Annotated in this window: 20 protein-coding genes and 1 tRNA gene; 15 read left to right on the plus strand and 6 right to left on the minus strand. The window is 43.9% G+C overall.

Annotation, left to right across the window (positions count from 1 at the left end; genetic code table 11):
* Positions 1–39: 39 nt before the first annotated feature.
* The 7 genes from CW735_RS00315 to glpG all read left to right on the plus strand — a co-directional run bounded on the left by CW735_RS00315 (position 40) and on the right by glpG (position 7850).
* Positions 40–510 (plus strand): hypothetical protein, encoded by a 471-nt coding sequence (locus CW735_RS00315; protein ID WP_071978179.1) that lies wholly within the window; start codon positions 40–42, stop codon positions 508–510.
* Positions 507–1682, plus strand: coding sequence for a hypothetical protein (locus tag CW735_RS00320; RefSeq protein WP_100970663.1), 1176 nt, complete (start codon positions 507–509; stop codon positions 1680–1682). The genes CW735_RS00315 and CW735_RS00320 overlap by 4 nt, the downstream gene beginning before the upstream one ends.
* A 7-nt stretch (positions 1683–1689) precedes the next feature.
* Positions 1690–4152, plus strand: coding sequence for a putative bifunctional diguanylate cyclase/phosphodiesterase (locus CW735_RS00325; protein ID WP_071978181.1), 2463 nt, complete (start codon positions 1690–1692; stop codon positions 4150–4152).
* Between the two features lie 171 nt (positions 4153–4323).
* Positions 4324–5520 carry a glycine C-acetyltransferase gene (locus tag CW735_RS00330; protein ID WP_071978182.1) on the plus strand — a complete coding sequence of 399 codons (1197 nt, stop codon included), beginning with the start codon at positions 4324–4326 and terminating at the stop codon, positions 5518–5520.
* Positions 5517–6545, plus strand: a complete 1029-nt coding sequence (gene tdh / locus CW735_RS00335; RefSeq protein ID WP_071978183.1) for an L-threonine 3-dehydrogenase — start codon at positions 5517–5519, stop codon at positions 6543–6545. Before CW735_RS00330 ends, tdh begins: the two co-directional genes overlap by 4 nt.
* Positions 6542–6853, plus strand: coding sequence for a thiosulfate sulfurtransferase GlpE (gene glpE / locus CW735_RS00340; RefSeq protein WP_071978184.1), 312 nt, complete (start codon positions 6542–6544; stop codon positions 6851–6853). The genes tdh and glpE overlap by 4 nt, the downstream gene beginning before the upstream one ends.
* A 112-nt stretch (positions 6854–6965) precedes the next feature.
* Complete coding sequence (gene glpG / locus CW735_RS00345) at positions 6966–7850, plus strand: rhomboid family intramembrane serine protease GlpG (RefSeq protein WP_071978185.1); 885 nt, start codon at positions 6966–6968, stop codon at positions 7848–7850.
* 19 nt (positions 7851–7869) lie between these two features.
* Here glpG and CW735_RS00350 read toward each other — a convergent pair whose 3' ends face one another.
* The gene (locus CW735_RS00350) at positions 7870–8286 is read right to left on the minus strand and encodes a flagellar basal body-associated protein FliL (RefSeq protein WP_071978186.1); all 417 of its coding nucleotides are present in this window, start codon (positions 8284–8286) and stop codon (positions 7870–7872) included.
* 235 nt (positions 8287–8521) lie between these two features.
* On the opposite strand from CW735_RS00350, the gene CW735_RS00355 reads away from it, so the two are divergent.
* The gene (locus CW735_RS00355; protein WP_083595130.1) at positions 8522–9094 is read left to right on the plus strand and encodes a chorismate--pyruvate lyase family protein; all 573 of its coding nucleotides are present in this window, start codon (positions 8522–8524) and stop codon (positions 9092–9094) included.
* Between the two features lie 24 nt (positions 9095–9118).
* Positions 9119–9982, plus strand: coding sequence for a 4-hydroxybenzoate octaprenyltransferase (gene ubiA / locus CW735_RS00360; protein ID WP_071978187.1), 864 nt, complete (start codon positions 9119–9121; stop codon positions 9980–9982).
* On the opposite strand, the gene ubiK is transcribed toward ubiA, so the two are convergent.
* A complete protein-coding gene (gene ubiK / locus CW735_RS00365; protein WP_071978188.1) occupies positions 9968–10219 on the minus strand; it encodes a ubiquinone biosynthesis accessory factor UbiK in 252 nt (83 codons plus the stop codon). The genes ubiA and ubiK overlap by 15 nt on opposite strands.
* A gap of 218 nt (positions 10220–10437) precedes the next feature.
* On the opposite strand from ubiK, the gene rep reads away from it, so the two are divergent.
* Positions 10438–12453 (plus strand): DNA helicase Rep, encoded by a 2016-nt coding sequence (gene rep, locus CW735_RS00370; RefSeq protein WP_071978189.1) that lies wholly within the window; start codon positions 10438–10440, stop codon positions 12451–12453.
* Between the two features lie 44 nt (positions 12454–12497).
* Here the strand turns inward: rep and CW735_RS00375 are convergent, their stop codons facing one another.
* Positions 12498–15098 (minus strand): sensor domain-containing phosphodiesterase, encoded by a 2601-nt coding sequence (locus CW735_RS00375; protein WP_071978190.1) that lies wholly within the window; start codon positions 15096–15098, stop codon positions 12498–12500.
* Between the two features lie 104 nt (positions 15099–15202).
* Positions 15203–15610 (minus strand): c-type cytochrome, encoded by a 408-nt coding sequence (locus CW735_RS00380; RefSeq protein ID WP_071978191.1) that lies wholly within the window; start codon positions 15608–15610, stop codon positions 15203–15205.
* Positions 15611–15994: 384 nt separating this feature from the next.
* On the opposite strand from CW735_RS00380, the gene CW735_RS00385 reads away from it, so the two are divergent.
* Positions 15995–16071, plus strand: a tRNA-Arg gene (locus tag CW735_RS00385).
* Positions 16072–16296: 225 nt separating this feature from the next.
* Positions 16297–17430 carry a cysteine desulfurase family protein gene (locus CW735_RS00390; RefSeq protein WP_100970664.1) on the plus strand — a complete coding sequence of 378 codons (1134 nt, stop codon included), beginning with the start codon at positions 16297–16299 and terminating at the stop codon, positions 17428–17430.
* Positions 17431–17495: 65 nt separating this feature from the next.
* Here the strand turns inward: CW735_RS00390 and CW735_RS00395 are convergent, their stop codons facing one another.
* On the minus strand, positions 17496–18362 hold the full coding sequence (locus tag CW735_RS00395) for a class I SAM-dependent DNA methyltransferase (RefSeq protein WP_100970665.1): 867 nt from the start codon (positions 18360–18362) through the stop codon (positions 17496–17498).
* 147 nt (positions 18363–18509) lie between these two features.
* Between CW735_RS00395 and istA the strand changes: the two genes are divergently transcribed.
* Together istA and istB are read left to right on the plus strand one after the other, a co-directional pair.
* The gene (istA, locus tag CW735_RS00400) at positions 18510–20036 is read left to right on the plus strand and encodes an IS21 family transposase (protein ID WP_083595408.1); all 1527 of its coding nucleotides are present in this window, start codon (positions 18510–18512) and stop codon (positions 20034–20036) included.
* A gap of 14 nt (positions 20037–20050) precedes the next feature.
* Complete coding sequence (gene istB / locus CW735_RS00405; RefSeq protein WP_269529678.1) at positions 20051–20836, plus strand: IS21-like element helper ATPase IstB; 786 nt, start codon at positions 20051–20053, stop codon at positions 20834–20836.
* Between the two features lie 445 nt (positions 20837–21281).
* On the opposite strand, the gene CW735_RS00415 is transcribed toward istB, so the two are convergent.
* Positions 21282–22238, minus strand: a complete 957-nt coding sequence (locus tag CW735_RS00415; RefSeq protein ID WP_157812624.1) for an IS1595 family transposase — start codon at positions 22236–22238, stop codon at positions 21282–21284.
* 315 nt (positions 22239–22553) lie between these two features.
* Here CW735_RS00415 and CW735_RS00420 point away from each other — a divergent pair, with 315 nt between their 5' ends.
* Positions 22554–23534 (plus strand): efflux RND transporter periplasmic adaptor subunit, encoded by a 981-nt coding sequence (locus tag CW735_RS00420; RefSeq protein WP_157812625.1) that lies wholly within the window; start codon positions 22554–22556, stop codon positions 23532–23534.
* Positions 23535–23540 lie beyond the last annotated feature (6 nt).

Raw genomic sequence — 23540 nt, forward strand, 5'->3', positions numbered from 1 at the left:
ATTAAATAGTGTTGCTCAACAACAGGGAGCTGTTACCAAATGAAAACGCCCTTGATAAGGCGGCTCGTAGAGTCTTTTTCTCTTATTCCTTATCGTACTTTTCTTATTGTTATGACAATAACTATGACTTCGTCTTTTTTACATGCGGCGGAGTTAAAAGTAATGGCTCATGACAGTGTCACCGTGTCTCAGCTTAATCGTTCTGAGCTGCGACAAATATTCACAGGTCATCGCCAATACTGGCAAGACGGAACAAAAATCACCGTATTTGTATTGCAAGACAGCGACGAACTACATCAGCAATTTTGTAGAGACATTTTACAGATGTTTCCTTATCAGCTATCTCGGTTATGGGATCAACTAACCTACTCGGGGCAAGGTGTTACACCTGTACGGGTATCAACATATAACGCTTTAATAAAAGCGCTCGAGTCAACAGAGGGAGCTATTGGTTATGGCGACAAAAACGACATTGTTAAACTTCGTCGCATAGAGGTAGAAGAAAAATGAAAGTATTGGTTTGTTTTTCGCTGCTTATAAGCAGTTTTACTGCTCTCTCTGCTCAGTCAGATTTTTCTTGGCATGGATATGTTTCTCAAGGGTTAACGCAGTCTAGAGACAGCAGTTTTATCACCGACAATAACGCTGTTACTGCAGAACTCACTGAAATTGGCATTAACGGCTTATATCGATTGTCTGAAAACTTATCTATTGCTGGGCAAATAAACTATCTAGATGGCGGCAACCGGTTTGAGCAAGGCACACGTCTTGACTATCTTTTTGTCGACTGGAAAATTCCTGATTTGGGCGCAGGGTGGCAAGCCCACATTCATGCAGGACGCTTTAAAAACAGACACTGGCTTTACTCTGTAACCCGGGATGTACCGCAAACTCGTTACACCGCCGTGCTTCCTCAGTCGGTGTATTTCGATGGTTTTCGAGATGTTGCGTTAGGCAGTAACGGCGTATTGACCAGCTTTACTCATTTTGGGGAAAACAATATATGGGAAATAAATTGGAGCTATGGTCGTTCTCATATAAACGATGCGCAGCGGAATTTCTTGTTAGGTGAGGAAGCAAACGGTAAGGCGAAGCAAGATTTTGTGCATCAGGCGAGCGTGTTTTGGCAGCCGTCATCCATGGCATGGAAAGTGGGAGTGAGTTGGCTCAATTCTGATTTTAGCTATACACCTGCAGCGCAAGATAATCGTCTTGCAGGTAATGCAAACATAGAGAGGTTCATGCTATCTGCACAATATTTTGCAGAGCAGTGGGAATTCTCCATGGAGCTTCTCTCTGAAACTCAACATAGCAAAGGGCTTTTTGCACCAGACTTTGATCAAAAGCGCCGAGGGGAAGGCGGTTTTGTTCAGCTCAGATACCTATTTAACAGTGAGTTAAGCGGATTAGTTGGTTACGACACCTATGATAATGATCGAAACGATAGAGATGGAAAGTTGTTAGAGCAGTCTACTGGCGGTGCTGTCCCTGCTTACTTTGGTTATCAAGACACAACAACTATAGGGCTGCGCTGGGATATTGCTCCAAAATGGAGGCTGCAGGGAGAATATCACTGGGTTGAAGGAGCTACGCGCGTCGTCAGTCTTCTCAACCTGAATGTTGCAGAGCAGGCTGATAAAAACTGGGATATGTGGTCTCTGCAACTGATGTATTGGTGGTAGAGATACCATGAAGGTTCAAGTATCTTTCACGACTAAGACCATCACCATACTGTTGGCGATGGTCTTAACCGTGACTATTGTTGTCTCCGCACTACTAATTAAAGAGTCGGAAGCTAGCTTATTGCTTCAGCAGCGAGAAAGCCAAGTCAGCCATCAACGTCGAATTCAACTTTTTGAAGAAGTGCTGCACAACCGCATGATTAACCTTATTGATGTGGTGAGTCAGCAAAGAGAGCTTCAATATAAAAGTCTTGATGAACTAAAACGCACGCTGGACAATCTGTCTGACTATTTTACCCTCAATTTTCAGGTCGAAGAGCTAATACTTTTCGATGAGGCAGGTCCTGTTGGACAAAGTGTCAATCAATCACGCCAGGCTGTGGAGCAACTTGTCAGAGCAACCCGAAATAACATAGAAAGCCGCTCTACTATTTTTTGCGCCAAGGTGTGCACGCACTACATGTCTATTCCGCTAATGAGTAGCAATGACACTATCCCGGTTGTGGTGGTTTCGACATCTTTACGCGAACTACTTTATTTATTTAACCGAGCCGCCGGTGTGCACAAGGTGGCAATCGTGAAGCAAGGCACTGATGAAAGCAGCCAAGCTGCATTATCTATTGCTAGCCAGCTTTCTGCGGCAAATCGTCAATATATAACGCAGGTGTTCGATAGCTTACCGCCTGACTGGTCTATTAATCGCCTAACCAGCAGAGGGGTTAATATCACTCTTGGCGAGCAACAGTTGCTGATAAGTTTGCTGCCGTTTTCGAAAAGTAATGCAAACCGCCCGTACCTTTTGTTGGTGCAAGATGTGACGGCTGTTGTTCAGCAAACTAAACAATATCAGGCGGTAGTTGTTGGTTCGGCTATCGTTTTATTCCTCATTTTTACTATTCTGCTCTACCTCTTTTTGAACGGTTATAAAAGGCGGTTGCTTTCTATTAGTGAGCGGCTCCCCTTGTTAGCCGATCACAAGTTTTATGAATTCCATGCCGTGGCCGCTAAGCAGAAACGCTTATCAAACGTAACCTTTGTCGATGAATTAGATGTGGTAGAGAACGCAGCCAATAATTTAGCGAAACAGCTCGAAGATTTTGACGGTCAAATGGCTATCAACACAGCAAAGCTAGAAAAAATGGCCATGTTCGATGCGCTTACGGGGCTTCCCAACCGAAACATGCTTACGTTTCAGATTGAAAAGCAACTTGCCCGTTCTTTTCGTGATGAAAAGCTAGTGGCACTCATGTTCATGGATTTGGATGATTTTAAAAAAGTAAACGATAGCCACGGTCACGATGTAGGCGACGCGCTGCTCAAAGCTGCGGCAATGCGAATATCCCGCCCCATTCGAGAGAGTGATATCGCATCGCGATTTGGTGGAGACGAGTTTGTGGTGTTGCTTTCTGATATTGAGGAGCGCACCCAGGTCGATGATATTGCCAACAAGCTAATCAATGAATTCGCTACCCCTATTATTATCGAAGGGTACAAGTTTTATATTTCAGTAAGCATTGGAATTGCTATAACGAGCCATTCTCAAGCTAGCCCTGTTGAATTATTGAGGCATGCAGATATTGCCATGTACGCGGCAAAATCTAAGCAAGGTGCAGCTTACAGAGTGTATGAAGCTAAAATGAACCTGGCCGTAATGCAAAAGGTCGAGCTAGAGTCTGAAGCTCGAGAAGCGCTGAGAGAAAACCAGTTTAGTCTGGCGCTACAGCCTCAAGTAGCCATGAAATCAGGTAAAGTGATAGGCTTTGAAGCCTTACTGCGTTGGTACCACCCGACCAAAGGTGCTATTTCGCCAGCAGACTTCATTCCGCTTTTAGAAAATACCACCTTTATGCTTGAACTAGACTATTGGGTAATAGCGAGAGCCTGCTCACTGATTCAGGAGCTGGGTCACAGTGGTTTCCCTGACATTAAGGTAGCAATAAATGTATCGGCCGGTCAGTTTATCGACCCCAGCTTACCTGACTATTTACAGCAACAGATCGAACGTAACGAAATAGCGCCCGAGCAAGTGTGTCTAGAACTGACAGAGACGGTGTTAGTGTCGGATATAAAGCGAGCGAGAGATATTATGCAAACCATTCGCAATATGGGGTGCATGTTGGCCATAGATGATTTTGGGACAGGATATTCGTCATTAAGCTATCTTAAGTCTCTGCCTGCAGACTATATAAAAATTGACCGCTCCTTTGTGTCAAATATTACCAATGATACCGACGACCGCAATATCGTTAATTCCACTGTGTCTATGGTACGTAATATGGGTATGCAGGTGGTTGCCGAAGGTATCGAGACACAAGCTCAATATGACTTACTGTGTGATTTTGAATGCGATTATGGTCAGGGTTACATGATTAGCAAGCCAATTCCAGAGCATCAGGTTTGGAGTGTATTAAATAAGTATGTTGAAGGTGGATATTGGAAACTTTCAAAGTCGACCGGCACTACTAGCTAACTTTCATCCAGAACTCGAGTCTGGCCATCGTGATTACTACCATCTTGATTACTATAAGTGTGCTAAATAATTTACACACTTCATCGGCTTTCCTGTGAAATAGAGCGTATCACTGTATACCCCTCATTAGGCTTTTACTAAAATACACTTTTATTTATTTCGGAGAACGGCATGTCAGCGGCATTTATTTCGCATTTGCAATCGCAAATTGAAGCCACCAAGCAAGATGGTTTATATAAAAAAGAACGCGTGATCACTTCTCAGCAGCAAGCTGATATTGATGTTGCTAACGGAGACCATGTCGTTAACTTCTGTGCCAATAATTACCTTGGCCTCGCAAATAACGAACAATTAATTGAAGCGGCCAAGCAAGGCTTAGATACGCACGGTTTTGGCGTTGCATCGGTAAGGTTTATCTGCGGCACACAAGACATTCACAAGCAGCTAGAGTCATCTATAAGTGAGTTCTTAGGTACCGAAGATACTATTCTTTACCCATCATGCTTTGACGCTAACGGCGGCCTGTTTGAAACTATTCTAGGTCCCGAAGATGCTATTATTTCAGATGCGCTTAACCACGCAAGTATCATTGATGGCGTCCGTTTGAGTAAAGCAAGACGCTACCGCTATGCAAATAACGACATGGTTGCATTGGAAGAGCAGCTAATTAAGGCAAACGAAGAAGGCGCCCGTTTTAAGGTTATTGCAACTGACGGTGTGTTTTCTATGGACGGTGTGATTGCCGACCTTGCCTCTATTTGTGACTTGGCAGACAAGTACGATGCTATGGTAATGGTAGATGACTGCCACGCTACAGGTTTCCTCGGGGAAAATGGGCGAGGTAGCCACGAATACTGCGGTGTACTTGACCGCGTAGATATCATAACCGGTACACTTGGCAAAGCATTAGGCGGTGCTTCAGGCGGTTACACGTCGGGCAAAAAAGAAGTGGTTGAATGGTTGCGTCAGCGCTCTCGTCCTTACCTCTTCTCCAACTCAGTTGCGCCCCCTATTGTTGCCGCATCGCTTAAAGTGTTTGAAATGATGAAAGATGGCGATGAGCTGCGAGCAAAACTGTGGCGCAATGCAGAGCATTTCCGCAATCGTATGGAAGAGGCTGGTTTTACGTTAGCAGGCAAAGATCACGCTATTATCCCAGTCATGCTAGGTGATGCTCGCTTAGCGAGCGAAATGGCCGACAAGCTGCTTGAAAAAGGCGTGTACGTTATTGGCTTTTCTTACCCAGTAGTGCCAAAAGGACAAGCGCGTATTCGCACGCAAATGTCAGCTGGTCACTCTCTTGAACACGTCGATAGAGCGATAGACGCGTTTATTGAAGTGGGCAAAGAAATGGGAGTCATTGCATGAAATCATTAGTAAAAGCGAAGGCTGAGCGGGGCATTTGGTTAGAAGACACGCCAAAGCCAGAAGTAGGCCATAACGACTTACTGATCAAAATTCGCAAGACCGCCATTTGCGGAACCGATATGCATATCTACAACTGGGATGAATGGTCTCAACAGACTATTCCTGTACCTATGGTCGTTGGTCACGAGTACGTGGGCGAAGTGGTAGGCATGGGACAGGAAGTCAAAGGCTTTGACATTGGCGACCGAGTATCTGGAGAAGGTCATATTACCTGCGGCCATTGCCGAAACTGTAGAGCTGGGCGCAGACATTTGTGCCGCAATACAGAGGGCGTTGGCGTAAACCGTCCTGGTGCGTTTGCTGAATTTTTGGTTATTCCTGCGTTCAACGCGTTTAAAATTCCTCATAACATTAGCGACGAACTGGCATCTATCTTTGACCCGTTTGGCAATGCAGTGCATACCGCACTCAGCTTCGACCTTGTAGGCGAAGACGTGCTTATAACAGGTGCTGGCCCTATAGGCATTATGGCTGCAGCAGTGGCTAAGCATGTTGGCGCCCGACACGTGGTTATAACAGACATTAATCCATACCGTTTAGCGTTAGCGGAAAAAATGGGCGCCAGCCGTGCTGTCGATGTATCTAAAGAGAATTTGCAAGATGTCATGAACAGTCTGGGCATGACCGAAGGCTTCGACGTGGGTTTAGAGATGTCTGGTGTACCAGTAGCTCTGCGCGATATGCTCAATAAAATGAACCACGGTGGTAAGGTGGCAATGCTTGGTATACCACCAAGCGATGTGGCCATTGATTGGAACCAAGTTATTTTTAAAGGCTTAGTGATTAAGGGTATCTACGGACGAGAAATGTTCGAAACTTGGTATAAAATGGCAAGTTTGCTGCAAAGCGGGCTAGATTTGTCGCCCATAATCACTCATACCTACAGCGTTGATGACTTTCAGAAAGGTTTTGATACCATGGGCTCTGGGCAATCTGGAAAAGTTATTTTGGACTGGCAATCATGATCACGTTTTCACACATTAGTGTACAAGATGTCGCTGACTTTAAAGGCGATGTATCTATAGTCGATATTCGCGACCCGCAGTCTTATGCCAATGGGCACATACCTAATGCAAAGCCGTTAAATAACGATAATTTTTCTGAGTTTGTAGAGCAGACTCCGAAAGACAAACCCGTGGTAGTGGTGTGTTATCACGGTGTGAGCAGTCAACAAGCCGCCCAAGTTATTGCTCAGCAAGGTTTTGAGACTGTCTATAGTATGGATGGCGGTTTCGAAGCGTGGCGCTTAGCCAACCCTGTCGACACAGAATAGTTCCAGTAAAAAGGTGCCTTGTGCACCTTTTCTTCTCTTTCTCCTATTTACTAATAACGTAATACCTATATGGTGTTTACAGTATTCCTTTGTGTTTTGGAGTTGTTCTTAGATGGACCATCCGCTCATTGCCTTTAATCAGCAAAGCGCTGCGCATTTACTCGCTAATTACCTTAATAGCCAAGGTATCCACTCTTCCGTCTCCGAGTCTGGCTCATCGCAAAAATCATCGTCTGAATTTATAGTTGTGCTCAAAGATGCTGAGCAAACCGCTCAAGCTGAACTCATTGCTAAAGACTTTCTTGCCAACCCAACACACCCTAAATATCAGCAAGCCGCATGGGATAGCGGTCAAAACATAAAGCTGGCATCCTCTGGTAGCAGTTTTTCTGTTGGTCAGCTTTTCGCAAATGCTGTTTCAACCCCGTTTACGTCGCTTATTTTTATGTTGTGCGTATTGGTTTACGGGTTGTCTTTGTTAGGGTTGTTCGCTCCTATTGCTCAACAGCTGCTCATGCAGCCCTTTGGTTTGTTGGCTGAAAATAACCAATGGTGGCGTTTGTTAGGCCCTGCGTTTATTCATTTCAGCATACTGCATATTGTGTTTAATCTTTTGTGGTGGAGCATGCTCGGCGCCAAAATTGAGCGTACGTTTGGCGTATCAATGCTGTGCATTGTGTTCGTTGTATCGGCAGTTGTATCAAACGCAGCACAAGCCTTATTTAGCGAGCCTGTTTCGTCCAACATATTTTTATTTGGTGGTTTATCTGGCGTGGTATACGCCGTAATGGGCTTTGTGTGGTGGTTAGGGTGGTTGCGACCGCAATGGGGGCTATCGTTGCCTAATTCCATTGTTGGTTTTATGTTGGTGTGGTTGGTATTGGGCTACGCAGATATTTTATGGGTCAATATGGCTAATGCAGCCCATACAGCTGGTTTGATAACAGGGTGCTTGTTAGCCGGCGTATTAAGCTTAGGGTCTGGAAAATCTAAATAAAGCCGGTAGCGTCAGTCACTTAATCGCCCTGATAAAGATACTTTGTGAAGATCACGTTCTTTACTACTTCACCGCCAGTTTCTTGCTTCATGTGCTCTTTAAGCGCTTTTAAAAGTGCTAGGCGAATGTCTTCGCGTCCTTTTAACGACTTCACTTTTTCGGCGGGTTGTTGACCAAAAATTTCGATTGCCGTAGAGCGCAGAAGAGGCATGTGATGTTCAGCAATTTCCAGCTGGTCTACATCGTATATCATCAATTCAACTTGAACGCGCACATAGCCTAACTTGCGAGAACTATCGCTTATGTAGTTTGTTACAATCTCAGGCTCTAGGCCGATGTAGGCAAACTGTGATTTTTCTTGAGCCTGAGCAGAAAACGATACGCTTAATAATAACGCGCTTAACGCTAAACAATGTAAAATGAAAGACTTGGGCATGGTGAAAACCGAAAAGTGATAAAATTTTGATCAGCCTTATTGTAGCAAAGCTGCGCCTAAACGCACTACTGCAAAAGTAGTACACCACTACAAAGGTGCGAATAGCACAAAGCCCTTTGTTTATGTTCTACAACATCTTACGCTTACTAACTATGTAAAGTTTAGCGTTGAAGGCAATTACAGTGCATAAATAAATGTTATCATGCAAAAAGACTAAGAAAGAGAGTGTGTTGAAGTGAGCTTTACCGCTACATTCCCTGTTGGCCTTGCTGTTAACTGGATGCCTCCAGAAGACGCAAATATACCCAATGCAACCTTGAAAGATTGGCTGTTAGATACGGGCTCGTTAACAGATAGAGTACAGTCGCTTTGTCATAGTTTCTCGTTGCGCTTGTTAGGTCAAGAAGTGTTAACCCCTCACAAAAATGAGCTATCTCTACTGCAAGGGAACAAAGAGACCCATCATCAGGCCATTTCTTACCAAGTACGAGAAATCCTTTTGTGCGATAACGACAGTCCTTGGGTGTTTGCCCGCTCTGTTATCCCCCAAGCCATTATAGACGCCGAGTTATCAAATCTAGGCCGTGAACCTTTAGGAAAGCGGTTATTTAATGATAAACGTTTTTTACGGTCGGAATTTCAGGTGTGTAAGCTGTCGTCGGCACAAGCTAACCAGTTAGGAGGCGATACTAGCCATAGCTTATGGGGTAGACGTTCTGTATTTACTTTTGAAGCTCACCACCTAATAGTGGCTGAAGTTTTCCTGCCCCCGTCGCCAGTTTATGCCTCAAATGGCGTATATTTGTAGGTCATTAATGAGTGAGAAGTGGACATGAAACAGTATAACTGGAGCGCATATGCTCGCTTAATGCGCTTAGACAAGCCCATTGGCTTTTACCTTTTACTCTGGCCAACTCTATGGGCATTAATTATTGCTTCACAGGGGTTACCATCGCTCGGTATTACCGCTATTTTTATCGCGGGAGTGATTGTGATGCGCTGTGCAGGGTGTGTTATTAATGACTATGCCGATAGAAAGGTTGATGGAAGTGTAAAGCGTACCGCTGCTCGGCCCCTAGCTACAGGTGAGGTGACGTCAAAACAAGCGTTGCAGCTTTTCGCTTTGCTCATTGCCATTGCGTTTGTCCTGGTTCTGTTTTTAAATTGGCAAACCATAGCGCTATCTGTGGTGGCACTGTTACTTGCTGCTTCATATCCCTTCATGAAACGCTACACGCATTTGCCACAGGCTGTTTTGGGCGCCGCATTTGGGTGGGCTATCCCCATGGCATTTATGGCGGTATTAGAAACTGTACCTGCCTATGGCTGGTGGTTGTTTATAGCCAACCTCACTTGGACAGTTGCTTACGATACTATGTACGCCATGGTAGACAGAGACGACGACCTTAAAATTGGAGTGAAGTCTTCTGCAATACTATTTGGCAAGCAAGATGTCACTATAGTTATGCTTTTAGAGGCAGTTACTCTTACTATTCTGTGGTGCGTTGGTTTAGCGATAGGGGCCGCATGGCCATACTTTGTGTCTGTTTTAGTAGCTGGTTTATTATGTGTAAGGCATTACCAACTAATAAAACGCAGACAGCGCGAGGGCTGTTTTACTGCGTTTTTGGAAAGTCATAGAGTTGGTCTTTGTATAACCATCGGACTAGCGGCGAATTATTTATTTTTCGTTTAACTGGCTTTCAAGCTCGGTAATACGCGCTTCCATCATATCCAGTTTTTCACGTGTTCTAATGAGCACCTGGCTTTGAATATTAAATTCTTCGCGTGTGACTAAATCGAGTTTCGACAGCTGCGACTGAAGTACTGTTTTTACGCGTGATTCTGCGCCTTCGGCCATATTTTTTACGCCTGGCGGTACAGCATCTGCAATCTGTTTCGCTAACTCTTCTAGTTTTTTCGGATCCAGCATGGAATTCCCTTATAATACACAGCTCAAAATAGTCATTCTATTCTATCGGTATCGACACGACATGCAATGAAAACCGTGAACCGCAAAATTAGCTAGCCGGTCTAGGCCGTTTATTACGCGTATCTTTTTACAGGTATCTTTGCACTACGTTTGACTGATGACAAAACCAACGTGATTTATTCGTCACCGACGACTATTAACTCTGCTTTAGGAACACAATGAAACTCAATGATGCTCAAGAATCTGCTGTTACCTACGTATCTGGCCCGTGTTTAGTATTGGCAGGGGCAGGCAGCGGTAAAACACGAGTCATTACAAATAAAATCGCCCATTTAGTTCGCAACTGCGATATGCCGGCACGCTATATCGCGGCGGTAACGTTTACTAACAAAGCTGCTCGTGAAATGAAAGAGCGGGTGGCTCAAACCTTAGGAAAGCCCGAGGCAAGAGGGTTAAAAGTATCTACATTTCACACGTTAGGTTTAAACATTATTAAATCGCATGTGAAAGATTTGGGCCTAAAGCCGGGGTTCTCGCTCTTTGATGATAAAGACTCCATTTCTCTGCTTACTGACCTTACAGCCGACACACTTGACGGCGACAAAGACCAATTAAAACTGCTGCAAAGTTGTATTTCTAATTGGAAGAACGATCTTATTTTGCCCGACATGCTCCTTAAACAAGCCACAAGCACGGGAGAAAAAGAGTTTGCAGAAGCCTACCGGCGCTATCAAGATAACCTTAAAGCTTACAACGCATTAGACTTCGACGACCTTATATTGCTGCCCACTTTATTGCTGAAAACAAGCGAAGAGATAAGGACAAAGTGGCAAAATAAAATACGCTATCTATTGGTTGATGAATATCAAGATACAAACACCAGTCAGTATGAATTAGTGAAGCTGTTGGTAGGCGAGCGCTCTCGATTTACCGTGGTGGGAGACGACGACCAATCTATTTATTCATGGCGCGGTGCGAAGCCTCAAAATCTAAACCTATTGCAAAAAGATTTTCCGCGCCTAAACGTTATTAAACTTCAGCAGAACTATCGTTCGTCTGGACGCATATTGCACTGTGCAAATATTCTCATTCAAAACAATCCGCATTTATTCGATAAAACCCTATTTTCTGAGCTTCATTACGGCGAACCTTTAAAAGTGATTGAAGCAAAAAACGAAGAGCACGAAGCGGAGAGGGTTGTTGCCGAGCTGCTGGCGCATAAGTTTATGAACCGTACTAAGTTTAAAGATTACGCCATTCTTTATCGCGGTAATCACCAAAGTCGTTTGTTTGAAAAGTTACTCATGAGTAACCGTATTCCCTACAAAATAAGTGGGGGCATGTCATTCTTCGGTCGCACTGAAGTGAAAGACATCATGGCTTACCTACGGCTGCTGGTAAACCAAGACGATGATAATGCGTTGCTGCGGGTAATTAATACGCCGGGGCGGGGTATTGGTAGAGCTACCTTAGAAAAGCTGGGTAACTTTGCAAATAGCCTGGGGGTTTCGATGTTCGAAGCTGCTACGCACAATAACTTAAATAGTGTGCTGCCGGATAAAGCATTTCATTCGGTGTCAGGCTTTGCGCGCTGGATTGTTGAATTGTCTGATAACGCTGAGCGTGGAAATACGGTAGAGGCAGTGAGAAGTATGATCCGTACCATGGGGTACGAAGAGTGGTTATACGAAACTAGCGCAAGTCCTAAAGCTGCGGAAATGGCGATGGCTAACGTAAGTACACTGTTTGGTTGGGTGAACGATATGTTAGAGGGGAACGATCTCGACAGCCCCATGACGCTAAATGAAGTGGTAAATCGCTTAATACTTCGCGACATGATGGAGCGGGGAGAAGAAGACGGTGAAAGCGACCAAGTTCAACTCATGACGCTACACGCGTCTAAGGGCCTTGAGTTCCCCATTGTATTTTTAGTGGGTATGGAAGAGGGCTTACTACCTCACCAAAGCAGTGTCGATGAAGATAATGTAGAGGAAGAGCGCCGTTTAGCTTACGTAGGGATAACCCGAGCGCAACGAGAGCTTATCTTTAGTTTGGCAAAAGAGCGCAGGCAGTTTGGTGAAGTTATTCAGCCCGAGCCAAGTCGATTCTTATTTGAATTGCCCCCAGACGATATCCAGTGGGAAAATCAAAAACCAAAAGCGACAAAAGAAGAGCGCCAACAAAAAGCGCAGGTAGGAATTGCAAATTTACGGGATATATTAGGTAAAAAATAAAAAAGTGAATGTTTACTAACTACGAAGCGCACTGGGGTGTGCAGTTACTCGGTGACCTTAGACATGTCCAGCACAGTTGCGCGTTCAAGCGCTTTGCCTTGTCCGTAAACACAATCAATGTCGTTAAGAGCATCAAGCTGAGATTTAGCGTCTACGCCCTCAGCGATTACACTGAATTTTAAGTGCTCAGAAATCAGCATGACAGACTGAATAAGTTTTAGGTTACGTTGTGATCGAGGTAGGGATTTAACAAATCGATGATCAATTTTAATAAAGTCGAAAGGGTAGGCAAATAAATAGCTAAGAGAGGCTAAGCCGCTACCAAAGTTATCTAATACCAAGGTGACACCAGCGCGCTTAAGCTTTTTAATGGCTGGGAGTATAAACTGCGAGCGACGATTTAAATCATTTTCATCGAATTCAAACACCAATTGCTTGGCTTTAACGCCTTGCTCTGCAATAACTTCGGTCATTCGATTGACCATAGAGGGCTGTAATAGATGATTGATTGAAACGTTTACAGCAATGCGCTCTATAGGAGTATCGGTAGACTCATAACGCTTAATTAATTCGCACGCTTTTGTCAGCTGAAAGAGATCCAAATCAATCGTTAGCCCGCTGTGTTCTGCAACTTGCCTAAATTGCTCTCGCGCAATTTTCCCGTAAGTGGGATGAGACCAGCGAATATACATTTCTCTATACAGAGTGGTTTTATCCCCAAGATTGACTACCGGCTGTAAAAAGTAATCAAATTCCTCGTCTCTAAGTGCTCGTCTAAACTCATTCTCTAGCTCAAGCTCTTCAATTAACCTTTCACGCATGCTCTTATCGAACATTACAAAGCGCCCACGGCCCAGTGTTTTTGCTTGATACATGGCGGCATCTGCATCGCGCAACACTTCATCAGCGGCATTGTAGTAACTTTGAATGTGAGCAATACCAATACTTGCTCCAGAGTACATTTCTCGACCATCCAGTAAAAACGGCTCTGAAATAGACGAAATAATGCGACGAGCTACTTCTTCTACATCGCTACTGTCTTCAAAGTTATCCAATAAGACAACGAACTCATCACCGCCTAAGCGGGCCAATAAATCATGGCCGCGAATGCAAAGCGCAATGCGTTTCGACACTTCAATTAAAAATTCATCGCCAGCGTGGTGGCCTAATGTATCGTTAATTACTTTAAAGCGGTCTAAATCGATAAATAGTACCGCAAACATGTTTTCGCTATAACGCTGCTTGCTAGCAACGGCTAATTCTAAGCGGCTAGTAAACATGGCTCGGTTGGGTAAGTCGGTAAGAGAGTCGTGATGAGCGTCGTGAATAAGCTTTAATTCGATTTCTTTACGTTCATCAATTTGCTGCTGTAAAAAGCTGTTAGCGCGGTTTAATTCAGCAGTGCGTTCTTTTACTCGCTCTTCTAACTGAAGATTATACTTTTGAATTGCCTCGGTGTTGCTCTTGCGTTCCATAGCCACAGCAATATGGTGCGAAACAAAGCGCAAAAGTTCTTGGTCTCTCGCAGTATATTTGGCGTGCTTACCATAAGTTTGTACTGCGATTACACCGGCAATATCGCCATCTACAACTAGCGGTGAGCCCAGCCAAGAGTTAGCACTCTTAAGCATTTTCTGAGCAACGGTAACGTCTAATTCACCGCTTTCAGCCAATTGTAAAACGCGAGGCGGGTTTATTAATTCCGCTTGACCAGTGCGAAGCACAAACTCAGTTAAACCACGACTCATTGGCCTTGAATTTATACTGGCCTGATTAGTATCACTGAAGTAAGGAAACTCTAGTTTGTTCTGCTCTCTATCTACAATAGCGATGTAACAGTTTGGCGCACTAATAAGCCTGGCGAGAATTTCATGCAGACTTGAATAGAAGACATTCATATCGCCTTCAAGGTTGGCCGCTAACTCTGATATTTCAAATAACGCCTGCTGTAGCGATTCTACTTTTTGGCGTTCAAGGATTTCTTCTTGTAAATCGTCGTTAGTTCGTCTCAACTGTCGCGTGCGATCACGAATAGTGCGTTCAGTAAGCTCTCTGTTTTTAACTCTATCTACAGTGGTTACAATGTGTTGAGACACAAACAACAGAACCTCAAGGTCTTCTTGCGTGTAGTGAACACCTTCATCGTAGGTTTGAACTACCATAGCCCCTATAACTTGGCTTCCACGTTTAAGTGGTACGCCTAGCAGTTCAAAAGGCGGAGAGCCAACAAGTTTAAACCCTAATTCTTTGGAAAGAGATTGCTCTTCGTCACGCTTGTAAAAAAGGTGATTACCCGTTTTAAGAATATAGCCGGTCATGCCGTCCATTAACGATTCCGCGGGAAGCTGGCGAACCGTTTGTTCGTCAAATTCATCAACGAAATAAGAAAAGTCGACAACATTGCTTTCGGGGTCGTAAAAGGCTACGAAGAAATTGTCCGCGTTCATAAAATCGCCAATGATTTCATGAATAGACGTGTAGAGATGGTTTAGATTACTAACTGAACTGGCGAGTTCGGAAATGTCAAAAAGCGCTTTCTGAACACGTTCAGCGCGCTTGTACTTATCTGTAAGCTGTTGAAGCTGCGGTATGAGTTCCCGCAGTTCTTCTTCAGACAGCTCAGATTGTGTCGAATTTGATGACATTCCACTCGCCAATATAAAACTAACATTTTATGTAGCGGAATAACTTACCTCATCCACTGAAAAAACGCTAATTTTTCAAACAACTTAAACTAAAGCAGACTAGTTTAAATTCCTTCGATCATATACTCGATAGCGGCTTTAATATCGTCTTCTGAACAGTTGCCACAAGTACCCATTGGAGGCATAGCGTTGATGCCGTTGATAGCATTTTGCCAAACGCCGTCTAAGCCGCGTTCATCAAGGCGTGGTTGCCAATCTGCTGCTACCTGTAATTTGGGTGCGCCAAGAACGCCTGCGCTGTGACACGCAACGCAAGCAGAATTGTAAATGTCTTCACCAGATTTTGCTCCGCCTGCCGCAGCAGCGTCGCCTTGTGCTGCTGCACCTGCAACATGCACTTTACCTAGTGGTTTAATACGATCTGCAATTTCATCGTTACTCATTTCTTGTGCTTGTGCTGCAAAAACAGTAAGCGCTGTAGCAGCAACAGTTAACCAAGTCTTTAATTTCACATCTGTCTCCAGGCAATGATGAATTTGTTTAAAATATAACACGCCAGATTATAACGGTAATTGGCGGTTGAACAACTATTAGAATCCAATTACCTATAAAAAGTAAGGATTTTTAACAATTGGGCTTTGGTAAAATAAAAAGAAAAGAACAAATTAGTTGATGCTCGCCGTAGCCCTAAGTATCATACGCCTCGTTTGCAACGTGTGATTATTAACATACATTAATGTCTGCAAACGTCTTTAATGCACCTGTAGCTCAGCTGGATAGAGTGTCGGCCTCCGAAGCCGACAGTCTTAGCAAAAAGTGGTCACGGGGCAAACGGTCAATAACATTTTGTCGTGTTTTGGTCGAAATTTTTGTTAAAATTTGTTGTAAACCGCTACGCACCTGTAGCTCAGCTGGATAGAGTAACGGCCTCCGAAGCCGTAGGTCGCGCGTTCGAATCGCGCCAGGTGCGCCATTCCTCCTTTTTTTGAGTGTTGGCCATATTGGTCACAATTTTTGTTTTTATTGCTCGTGACCGTGCAGTGACCATTTTGAAAAATGCACGTTTATGCTCTTACAGTTTCATCAAGCACTTACAATATACTGCAGAATCGTTCTTATCTACGATTAAGTTTTGAAGTACAATCTACCAACATACTAAAAATTAAACTCACTAATAAGAAGTATTGCGGAGACGATATTGATTTACTTAGATTCAGCTGCTTCATATCCTGTACTACCTGAAGTGCAAGTCGCCTTAGACAAGTCTTTTCGCGAATTATATGGTAACTCAACCGCCTCTCATAAATTAGGTCTAGATGCCTCTGAAGTAATTGAAAGTGCTCGAGATGTTATTGCTGATAAAATTGGAGCGCTTAGTAGTGAAGTCGTTTTTACAAGTGGTGCTACTGAGTCAAATAATATTGCCTTTAAAAGCCTACTTTTAGATAACCCTGCACTGAAACACAAAAAACATATTGTTACTTCTCAAATTGAACACAAATGCGTGTTGGCTATTTGTAACTACCTTGCTAAATTTCATGGCTATCGAATTAGTTACGTAAAGCCGAATGCAGATGGCGTGATACAAGCTGACGAATTAGCTAAGGTATTGCAGGACGATACTGCGTTAGTCTCCATAATGCATGTAAATAACGAGTTAGGTACAATTAACCCTATCGGTGATATTGGTGAGTTGTGTTTCAAGAAAGGCATTCTTTTTCATTCGGATGCCGCACAAAGCTTTTGTAAAGTAGATATAGATGTTGATGAGCTAAATGTAGATGTAATGTCTTTCTCTGCCCATAAGATAGGGGGTCCAAAAGGCATTGGGGCTATTTATATTCGAGACCTTAGAACCCGTTACCTGACACCTGTTGTCCATGGAGCTGGACAAGAAAATGGTTTGCGAGGCGGTACCGTAGCTTCACCATTAATTGATGGGTTTGCAGCATCTGTAGACGCTTTTCCTAGGTACTATGAAAAACTAAAAGAAGCTAAGTTAAAATATCAGTTTATAGAACACTTAACGGCAATGAATATTGATTTCAAGGTTAATGGTAACAACACCAACATTCTCGATAGTATTGTTTCAATATCCTTTCCAGAACTCGATATCCCATCTTTGTTCAGAATGACCGATGACTCTATTGCTATAGCACAGGGCTCTGCTTGTTCTTCGAAACAAATCGAGCCATCACACGTATTATCGGCTATTGAGCTTAAAGGAAAGCTACTGGAAAATACTTTAAGGTTGAGTTTTACTCATTTCACTATTTGGGAAGACCTGAACAAATTATTGGAGAGTATTCGTGCTTTAAAGAACAATGATTAAATGACTACTCAGTATACTTATTAAAAGCGACATAACCTATGTCTATTTTATACCGCTCGGTTGCTCTAGCTTACTTTAATTGCTGGCGGTAACGCTCCTTCATAAACTTTAACTTTTTCATAAATGTAGTTTACCCAAGTACTTGTATCATTTTGCTTTCTAGTTGTGTTTTCCCAAATTTCCACTTTTTTGAGTCCAAGCTCTTCGCAAAGGCTCTCTATAGATGCTTGCTCATAGTAAAAGAATTGTCGCGAATCCGAATCTTTGCCCTCATGTTCTGGCCTATTTTTAAGTGAAAAATATATAACACCATTCGGCACCAATGCGTTGTACAAGCGCTCCATGGCAAGTTTCAAGTCAGCCTCTTTGAGGTGTAACAGGCTTGCACAAGCCCAAACCGCATCAAATTCTTCCAAATAGTCAATCTGCTCAAATGAGTGTTCGATACAGTAAGAAAATGGGTATGATAAACAGCTTCGCACCATTTCTTCAGACGCGTCAAAGGAAACTACTCGATACCCATGTTGAATAAAATATCTAGTATCTCTACCAGAACCACAGCCCGCATCTAAGATTAATCCACCTCTTGGTATTCCTCCTCGAAAACTACCTGAGTTTCTGAATTTGCTATAGAGTGAATTTAAACTAATAGACCTTGTCGAGCTAATATATTCTTTACTTGAGCTGTTGTAATAATTGATTGTTGCAGTTTGATATGACTTACGTTCAATAGGTTGGTCTTTTCTCTGTTCTCCGAGAGGGTAGCTTAACTCCTCATAATTATCCTGAATTTTTCGTATTTGAGACTCTAGTGCTCCATCAATCTCTAGAGGGAAAACGATGCCTTCTACTTCTTTACTAAAACCTATAAGCTGCCCCTTGTTAATTTGCACCGCTATGGAGCCATTACACTTGCGGCGTAATGGCGCCACCTAATTTGCACCTAATGGCGCCACCTGATTTGCGGTTAATGGCGCCACTTTAGTCACCCTTTTTACCCTCAAACTTCATTGTAAATAGCGTATCTTTATGTCTACTTTTTAGACAAGGAGATGCGCATGGCAAACAAGAGGTTTGAAATGTACCAATATCGACAAATACTCGTTCGGATGCGAATGGGTGAATCTAATCGTGCTATTGCCCAAAGCGGGTTAATGGGACGCAAAAAGGCACAGAAGTTGAGGGATACCGCACTTGAGCATGGCTGGTTAGATAAACTCAATCCCTTGCCTGACAACGCCCAATTGGCGACCGTGCTAAATGTTACCGTGCATACACCATCATCTAGCGTGTCTTCCGTGTTACCCCATGCTGGGAAGGTCAACAAGTGGATTGAAAGCGGCGTGCAAGGCAGCACTATCCATCAAAAGCTGGTAGACAGTTATGGTTTCACAGGAAGCTATTGGGCGGTAAATCGTTATATCAAAAGTGTGATTGCCAGTGAGCCAGGCAAGGTCTCGACAGTGATGGAGTTCGACCCTGGTGATGCGGTGCAAGTGGACTTCGGGTCTGGTCCGTTGATGGTGGATACCCGCACAGGCGAGCTGCGTAAAACATGGGTGTTTGTGATGACGCTAGCGTGGAGTCGCCATATGTACGGTGAATTTATCTGGGACCAAAGTGTTGCCACATGGCTATCTTGCCATCGCCGTGCGTTTGAGTGGTTCAACGGTGTACCCAAGCGCGTGGTAATCGACAATCCAAAATGTGCCATCACGAAAGCGTGTTATCACGACCCCGATGTACAGCGTGCTTATGCTGAATGCGCGGAAGGTTATGGTTTCTTAATTGCGCCATGTCCGGTGCGCGACCCGCAAAAGAAAGGGCGTGTTGAATCCAATGTGAAGTACATCAAGAATGCCTTCGTGCCACTGAAGGAGTTCCGCAGTTTAAGCGATGCCAATGCACAATTAAAAGAGTGGCTGGTGAGTGTGGCGGGTAACCGCAAGCACGGTACGACGCGTCTTTACCCTTTAACGCAGTTCAAAGAAGTTGAACAGGAATTACTTAAGCCCTTGCCTGAAGTGCCCCCGGAGGAAGCAGTATGGGCGCAAGCAAAAGTCCACGGTGATGGGCATGTACAGTTCGAACTCTGCCGTTACTCGGTGCCTTATACACTCATTCGCCAAACGGTATGGATACGCGCGGGCGATTCCACCGTGCGTATTTATCAGCAACACGAACTCAAAGCTACTCACGGTAGATTACGCCACCAAGGCGGTCGTTCAACGGTGCCAGAGCATCAACCACCTGCGGCGCAAGCCTACAACATGCAAGATCCTCAATACTGTTTAACCCAAGCAAAGAAGGTCGGGGAATACTGCCATCTGTTTGTTGAAAGATTGTTTGCGAGTCGCGTGCTAGATAACCTGCGCGCAGCACAAGGTGTGGTCGGCTTCGCCAAACGCTATGGGCCTACTCGCTTAGAAAGGGCCTGTTGCCGTGCGTTAACCTTCGACAATGTGCGCTACAGCGCCATTAAACAGATACTCGAAAAAGGCTTAGATGAGCTGCCCCATGAAACCAATGCGTTTGATAGTTTAAGCGACAGTTATACCGGTAAAGGTCGCTTCAATCGCGACCCTAACAAACTCATCCCACATTAAAAAAAGGAACAACCATGATTAACCCTATTCCAGAATTATCACCCTTACTCAAACAACTACGCCTATCAGGCATGACGGATTCACTGGCCCAGCGTAACCGCGAAGCCATTGAACACCAAATGACGTATCCTGAGTTCTTAGCCTTACTCGTGCAAGATGAAGTGGCAAGGCGAGACCAAAAGAAATACGCTACACGGCTGCGCCGTGCAGGCTTCAAATCCAATAAAACACTAGAGAGCTTCGACTTAAGCACCAACCCCACACTGAATCGCGCCTATGTGCAAGAGCTGGCAACCTGCGGCTTTATTGATGAAAAAGTGCCTGTATTAATAGCAGGGCCATGTGGCACCGGTAAAAGTCATTTAGCGCAAGCCATCGGGCACTGCGCGGTGCAAAAAGGCGTGGATGTACTGTTCTTTACCCAAGCCAAACTACTGGCAAATCTGTATGCCGCACGCGCCACCAACAGCTATGAAAAGCGCTTCCAAACCTTAGCTAAAGTACCGCTTCTCATCATTGACGACTTCGGTTTAAAGCCATTGAAATCGCCACAAGACGAAGACCTGCACGACTTAATTGATGAGCGTTATGAACAACACGCCACCATTATTACCAGCAACTTAGACTTTACAGAATGGGGAGATGCCTTCCCGAATAAACTACTTGGCGCGGCCACACTTGACCGACTTCGCCACAATGCCTATCGACTAATATTAGAAGGGGAAAGCTATCGAAAATTAAGACCTGAAAACAACATCAAAAACAACAAAACTGGACTCGCTCCAAAAAGCGGTCAATAATCAACTTGTTTGAGGGCAAAAAGAGCATGTTCAGGTGGCTCCATTACGCCGCAAATGGGTGGCGCCTTTAGGGTGCAAATTAACACCCCTCCGCAGCTAGTTTTAAAATCCTTATGTGAGCGGCTAAACGACCAAATACACTTGCAAGGTGAGGTGCCAACATAGCGCAAGTTTCAGACTCAATAAGAGATAGTTGTTTATCTCCGACTTCAAGAATTAGGTCTAATAGTTTTTGATCTCTTTCCGAAAATGAGTCCCTACCATTTTCTGCAAGATATCTCAGAGTTCTAAAATATTTCCCATCATCTAAAAGCTTCCGTTTTTCTTTTAAAGCGAACAAATCATATAAGATAACGGACTCTTGTCTCAGTGCTTTCATTGGACCATAAAAGCTATTTAGTTGTTCTTTAAGTTCTTGTTGTTTTGACTTGTTCTTTTCGTTAGGCTATGTTCGGATTAACTGTTGTTGAATCGAAAAGAGCCTGTTTTCGTTAAGGTTTTCTGGATTATCCATAAACCTGAACCAACCCAGGTAGTGTTCCAAGTATTTTGTGGCTACTCCGTTAAACCGTTTTATCCACGCTTTCAGACGGCTGTGATAGGCGTTAACATTTTGAATGTGAAAGACTTTATCTATCACCTTAATTCCTCCTGCCACATCTAAGCGCTTGTGTATTAAATCATTTTTCTCAGAAAGAGCTATGTAGGGCTTATAGCCATCACTACACAACACACTGTCTTTCTCTAATTTTCCTGCTAGCTCCTGATGCAAAGCTTCCGATGTAACACTTGGCACAACGGCTTCATACGTACTCTTAGCTCGGTCTCTGACCGTTAAAACTGGCACCCAATCATCCTTTGAACGCCCTCGTTTTTTCGCTTTCACCCCTCTTTTACGGGGCTGACGAGTCATCCGTTTTGAGCCTTTCTCTGAGTAGGGAAAAAGTGTTTCGTCTGCCTCGATAATGCCTTCTAATTTGCTCGCTTTCAGTGCTGATGGTAGCGCCAAGAATCGGTGCCGCCACCTGAACGATGTTTCAAGGTGGAGGCCACATTCTTCGGCACATTTACGCAATGGCTTACTGTCCAGCATACAGCGAATATATTCTAACCAAAGCTCTTTGTACCTCAGTCGAGCTAGCGGTGTCGCCGTTGTCGCTACAAAGGTTTTGCCGCAGTTCTTGCAGCGATAACGCTGCATCTTGTTTACCTTGCCGTGCCGATTGATCAGTGAGCTATGGCAGTGCGGACATTCAGGGTTTTCAACCATCCGCTCCTCAAGCTCTGTTATCAACTGTGAGACGCTATCAGTGCCTTTCAGCAGCTTCTCAACATAACGGGTTTGACTATCTGTTAAGTGTTCTAACTCGGCTATAAGCTTTGTAAATTGTGCTGGGATCATGATCAACCCTCAATAACTGTATTCATATACAGTATAGCAACAATTTAGCAGAACATAGCCATAATAATTAATGTACTTAATCGTTCACAAAATATTATATGTACGGTATCGTACACATAATAAGTGTAATTTGATTACCTGTTTTCTGGAATTAATTCATTAATCTACTGCGGACGAAAAAAAATGTATGAATGTAAATTAACGCCTAGCAACATATTGAGCCGTCTCTTATCAATAAGCCTCAGCCTAATTGCTTTGAGTGCATGTACGAGCGAAAAAGAAATAGAGAAGCCCTCTCCTAGATTAGTCGAGATTATGAGTGTATCGCTGACCAGCTCAGATTCAGCTGAGCGATATGTTGGCGTTACCAGAGCGGCAAATCGCAGTGATTTGTCTTTTGAAATTTTCGGTAAAATTAAGGAAATCCATGTGGAAGTGGGTGATACCTTCAAAAAAGGAGACGTGCTCGCAACTTTGCAACCTATTGATGCCGAATTGTCACTTGAGAATCTAACGGCACAGCTAAATAGCGCAAAAGCTATACTCACCGAGGCACAACTCGACTATTCTCGAAAGAGCGCATTGGACGGCTCAGGCGCAGTATCTCAAGCGCAAATCGACCTTGCACAAGCCCGATATCTGAGCCAAAAAAATATAGTGGAAAGTTTGCAATCGAATGTGAGTCAAGCTAGAGAAGTCATAAAAGACACGAATATCATTGCGCCTTTTGATGGCCAAGTCGCCCATAGATTTGCAGAGCCTTCACAGAATACCGCTGCCAATCAAGCTATATTATCAGTCACTGGCATTCAAGCAGGCGTAGAAGTAGTGACCAATGTACCTAGTCATGTTCGCAATGCTTTTATAAAAAATAAAGACACTTCTACTAATGTGTTAATACGACAAACATTATTGCCCGCTACTATCATCGAAATTGGCGCAAGTGCAGATAGTTCAGGCCTTTTCCCCATCACACTTGTCGTTGACAACACTGACTTAGCCGCGGGAGAAACCGTTTACGTCAGGGCACCTACAAGCGCAGCCCAAAGACTCATCGTACCGACGTCCGCTATTATTCCAGACACTGAAAATACGGCATTTGTATTCACATTTTCTGCAGACAGCAAAACCGTAATCAAGACCAAGGTACAAGTCGACGCTCCATTACATGACGGTATTCCTGTGATATCAGGACTAAACACAAATGAACTTATCGTAGCAAAAGGCGCCGTGTTGTTAAAAGACGGCGAAGTTGTGCAACCTGCTAACACAAGCATTAATAGATTTAATCAATAGGTACGA

Source organism: Alteromonas sp. MB-3u-76, from assembly GCF_002831605.1.
GTDB lineage: Bacteria > Pseudomonadota > Gammaproteobacteria > Enterobacterales > Alteromonadaceae > Alteromonas > Alteromonas hispanica.

What these genes read in the sequence shown, in the direction of transcription:
- ubiA (WP_071978187.1), top strand. Translation starts at nt 9,119, where the DNA reads ATGAAACAGTATAACTGGAGCGCATATGCTCGCTTAATGCGCTTAGAC.
- glpG (WP_071978185.1), top strand. Translation starts at nt 6,966, where the DNA reads ATGGACCATCCGCTCATTGCCTTTAATCAGCAAAGCGCTGCGCATTTA.
- CW735_RS00420 (WP_157812625.1), top strand. Translation starts at nt 22,554, where the DNA reads ATGAGTGTATCGCTGACCAGCTCAGATTCAGCTGAGCGATATGTTGGC.
- glpE (WP_071978184.1), top strand. Translation starts at nt 6,542, where the DNA reads ATGATCACGTTTTCACACATTAGTGTACAAGATGTCGCTGACTTTAAA.
- CW735_RS00315 (WP_071978179.1), top strand. Translation starts at nt 40, where the DNA reads ATGAAAACGCCCTTGATAAGGCGGCTCGTAGAGTCTTTTTCTCTTATT.
- CW735_RS00320 (WP_100970663.1), top strand. Translation starts at nt 507, where the DNA reads ATGAAAGTATTGGTTTGTTTTTCGCTGCTTATAAGCAGTTTTACTGCT.
- CW735_RS00415 (WP_157812624.1), bottom strand. Translation starts at nt 22,238, where the DNA reads ATGATCCCAGCACAATTTACAAAGCTTATAGCCGAGTTAGAACACTTA.
- tdh (WP_071978183.1), top strand. Translation starts at nt 5,517, where the DNA reads ATGAAATCATTAGTAAAAGCGAAGGCTGAGCGGGGCATTTGGTTAGAA.
- CW735_RS00330 (WP_071978182.1), top strand. Translation starts at nt 4,324, where the DNA reads ATGTCAGCGGCATTTATTTCGCATTTGCAATCGCAAATTGAAGCCACC.
- CW735_RS00375 (WP_071978190.1), bottom strand. Translation starts at nt 15,098, where the DNA reads ATGTCATCAAATTCGACACAATCTGAGCTGTCTGAAGAAGAACTGCGG.
- rep (WP_071978189.1), top strand. Translation starts at nt 10,438, where the DNA reads ATGAAACTCAATGATGCTCAAGAATCTGCTGTTACCTACGTATCTGGC.
- ubiK (WP_071978188.1), bottom strand. Translation starts at nt 10,219, where the DNA reads ATGCTGGATCCGAAAAAACTAGAAGAGTTAGCGAAACAGATTGCAGAT.
- CW735_RS00350 (WP_071978186.1), bottom strand. Translation starts at nt 8,286, where the DNA reads ATGCCCAAGTCTTTCATTTTACATTGTTTAGCGTTAAGCGCGTTATTA.
- istA (WP_083595408.1), top strand. Translation starts at nt 18,510, where the DNA reads ATGTACCAATATCGACAAATACTCGTTCGGATGCGAATGGGTGAATCT.
- CW735_RS00325 (WP_071978181.1), top strand. Translation starts at nt 1,690, where the DNA reads ATGAAGGTTCAAGTATCTTTCACGACTAAGACCATCACCATACTGTTG.
- istB (WP_269529678.1), top strand. Translation starts at nt 20,051, where the DNA reads ATGATTAACCCTATTCCAGAATTATCACCCTTACTCAAACAACTACGC.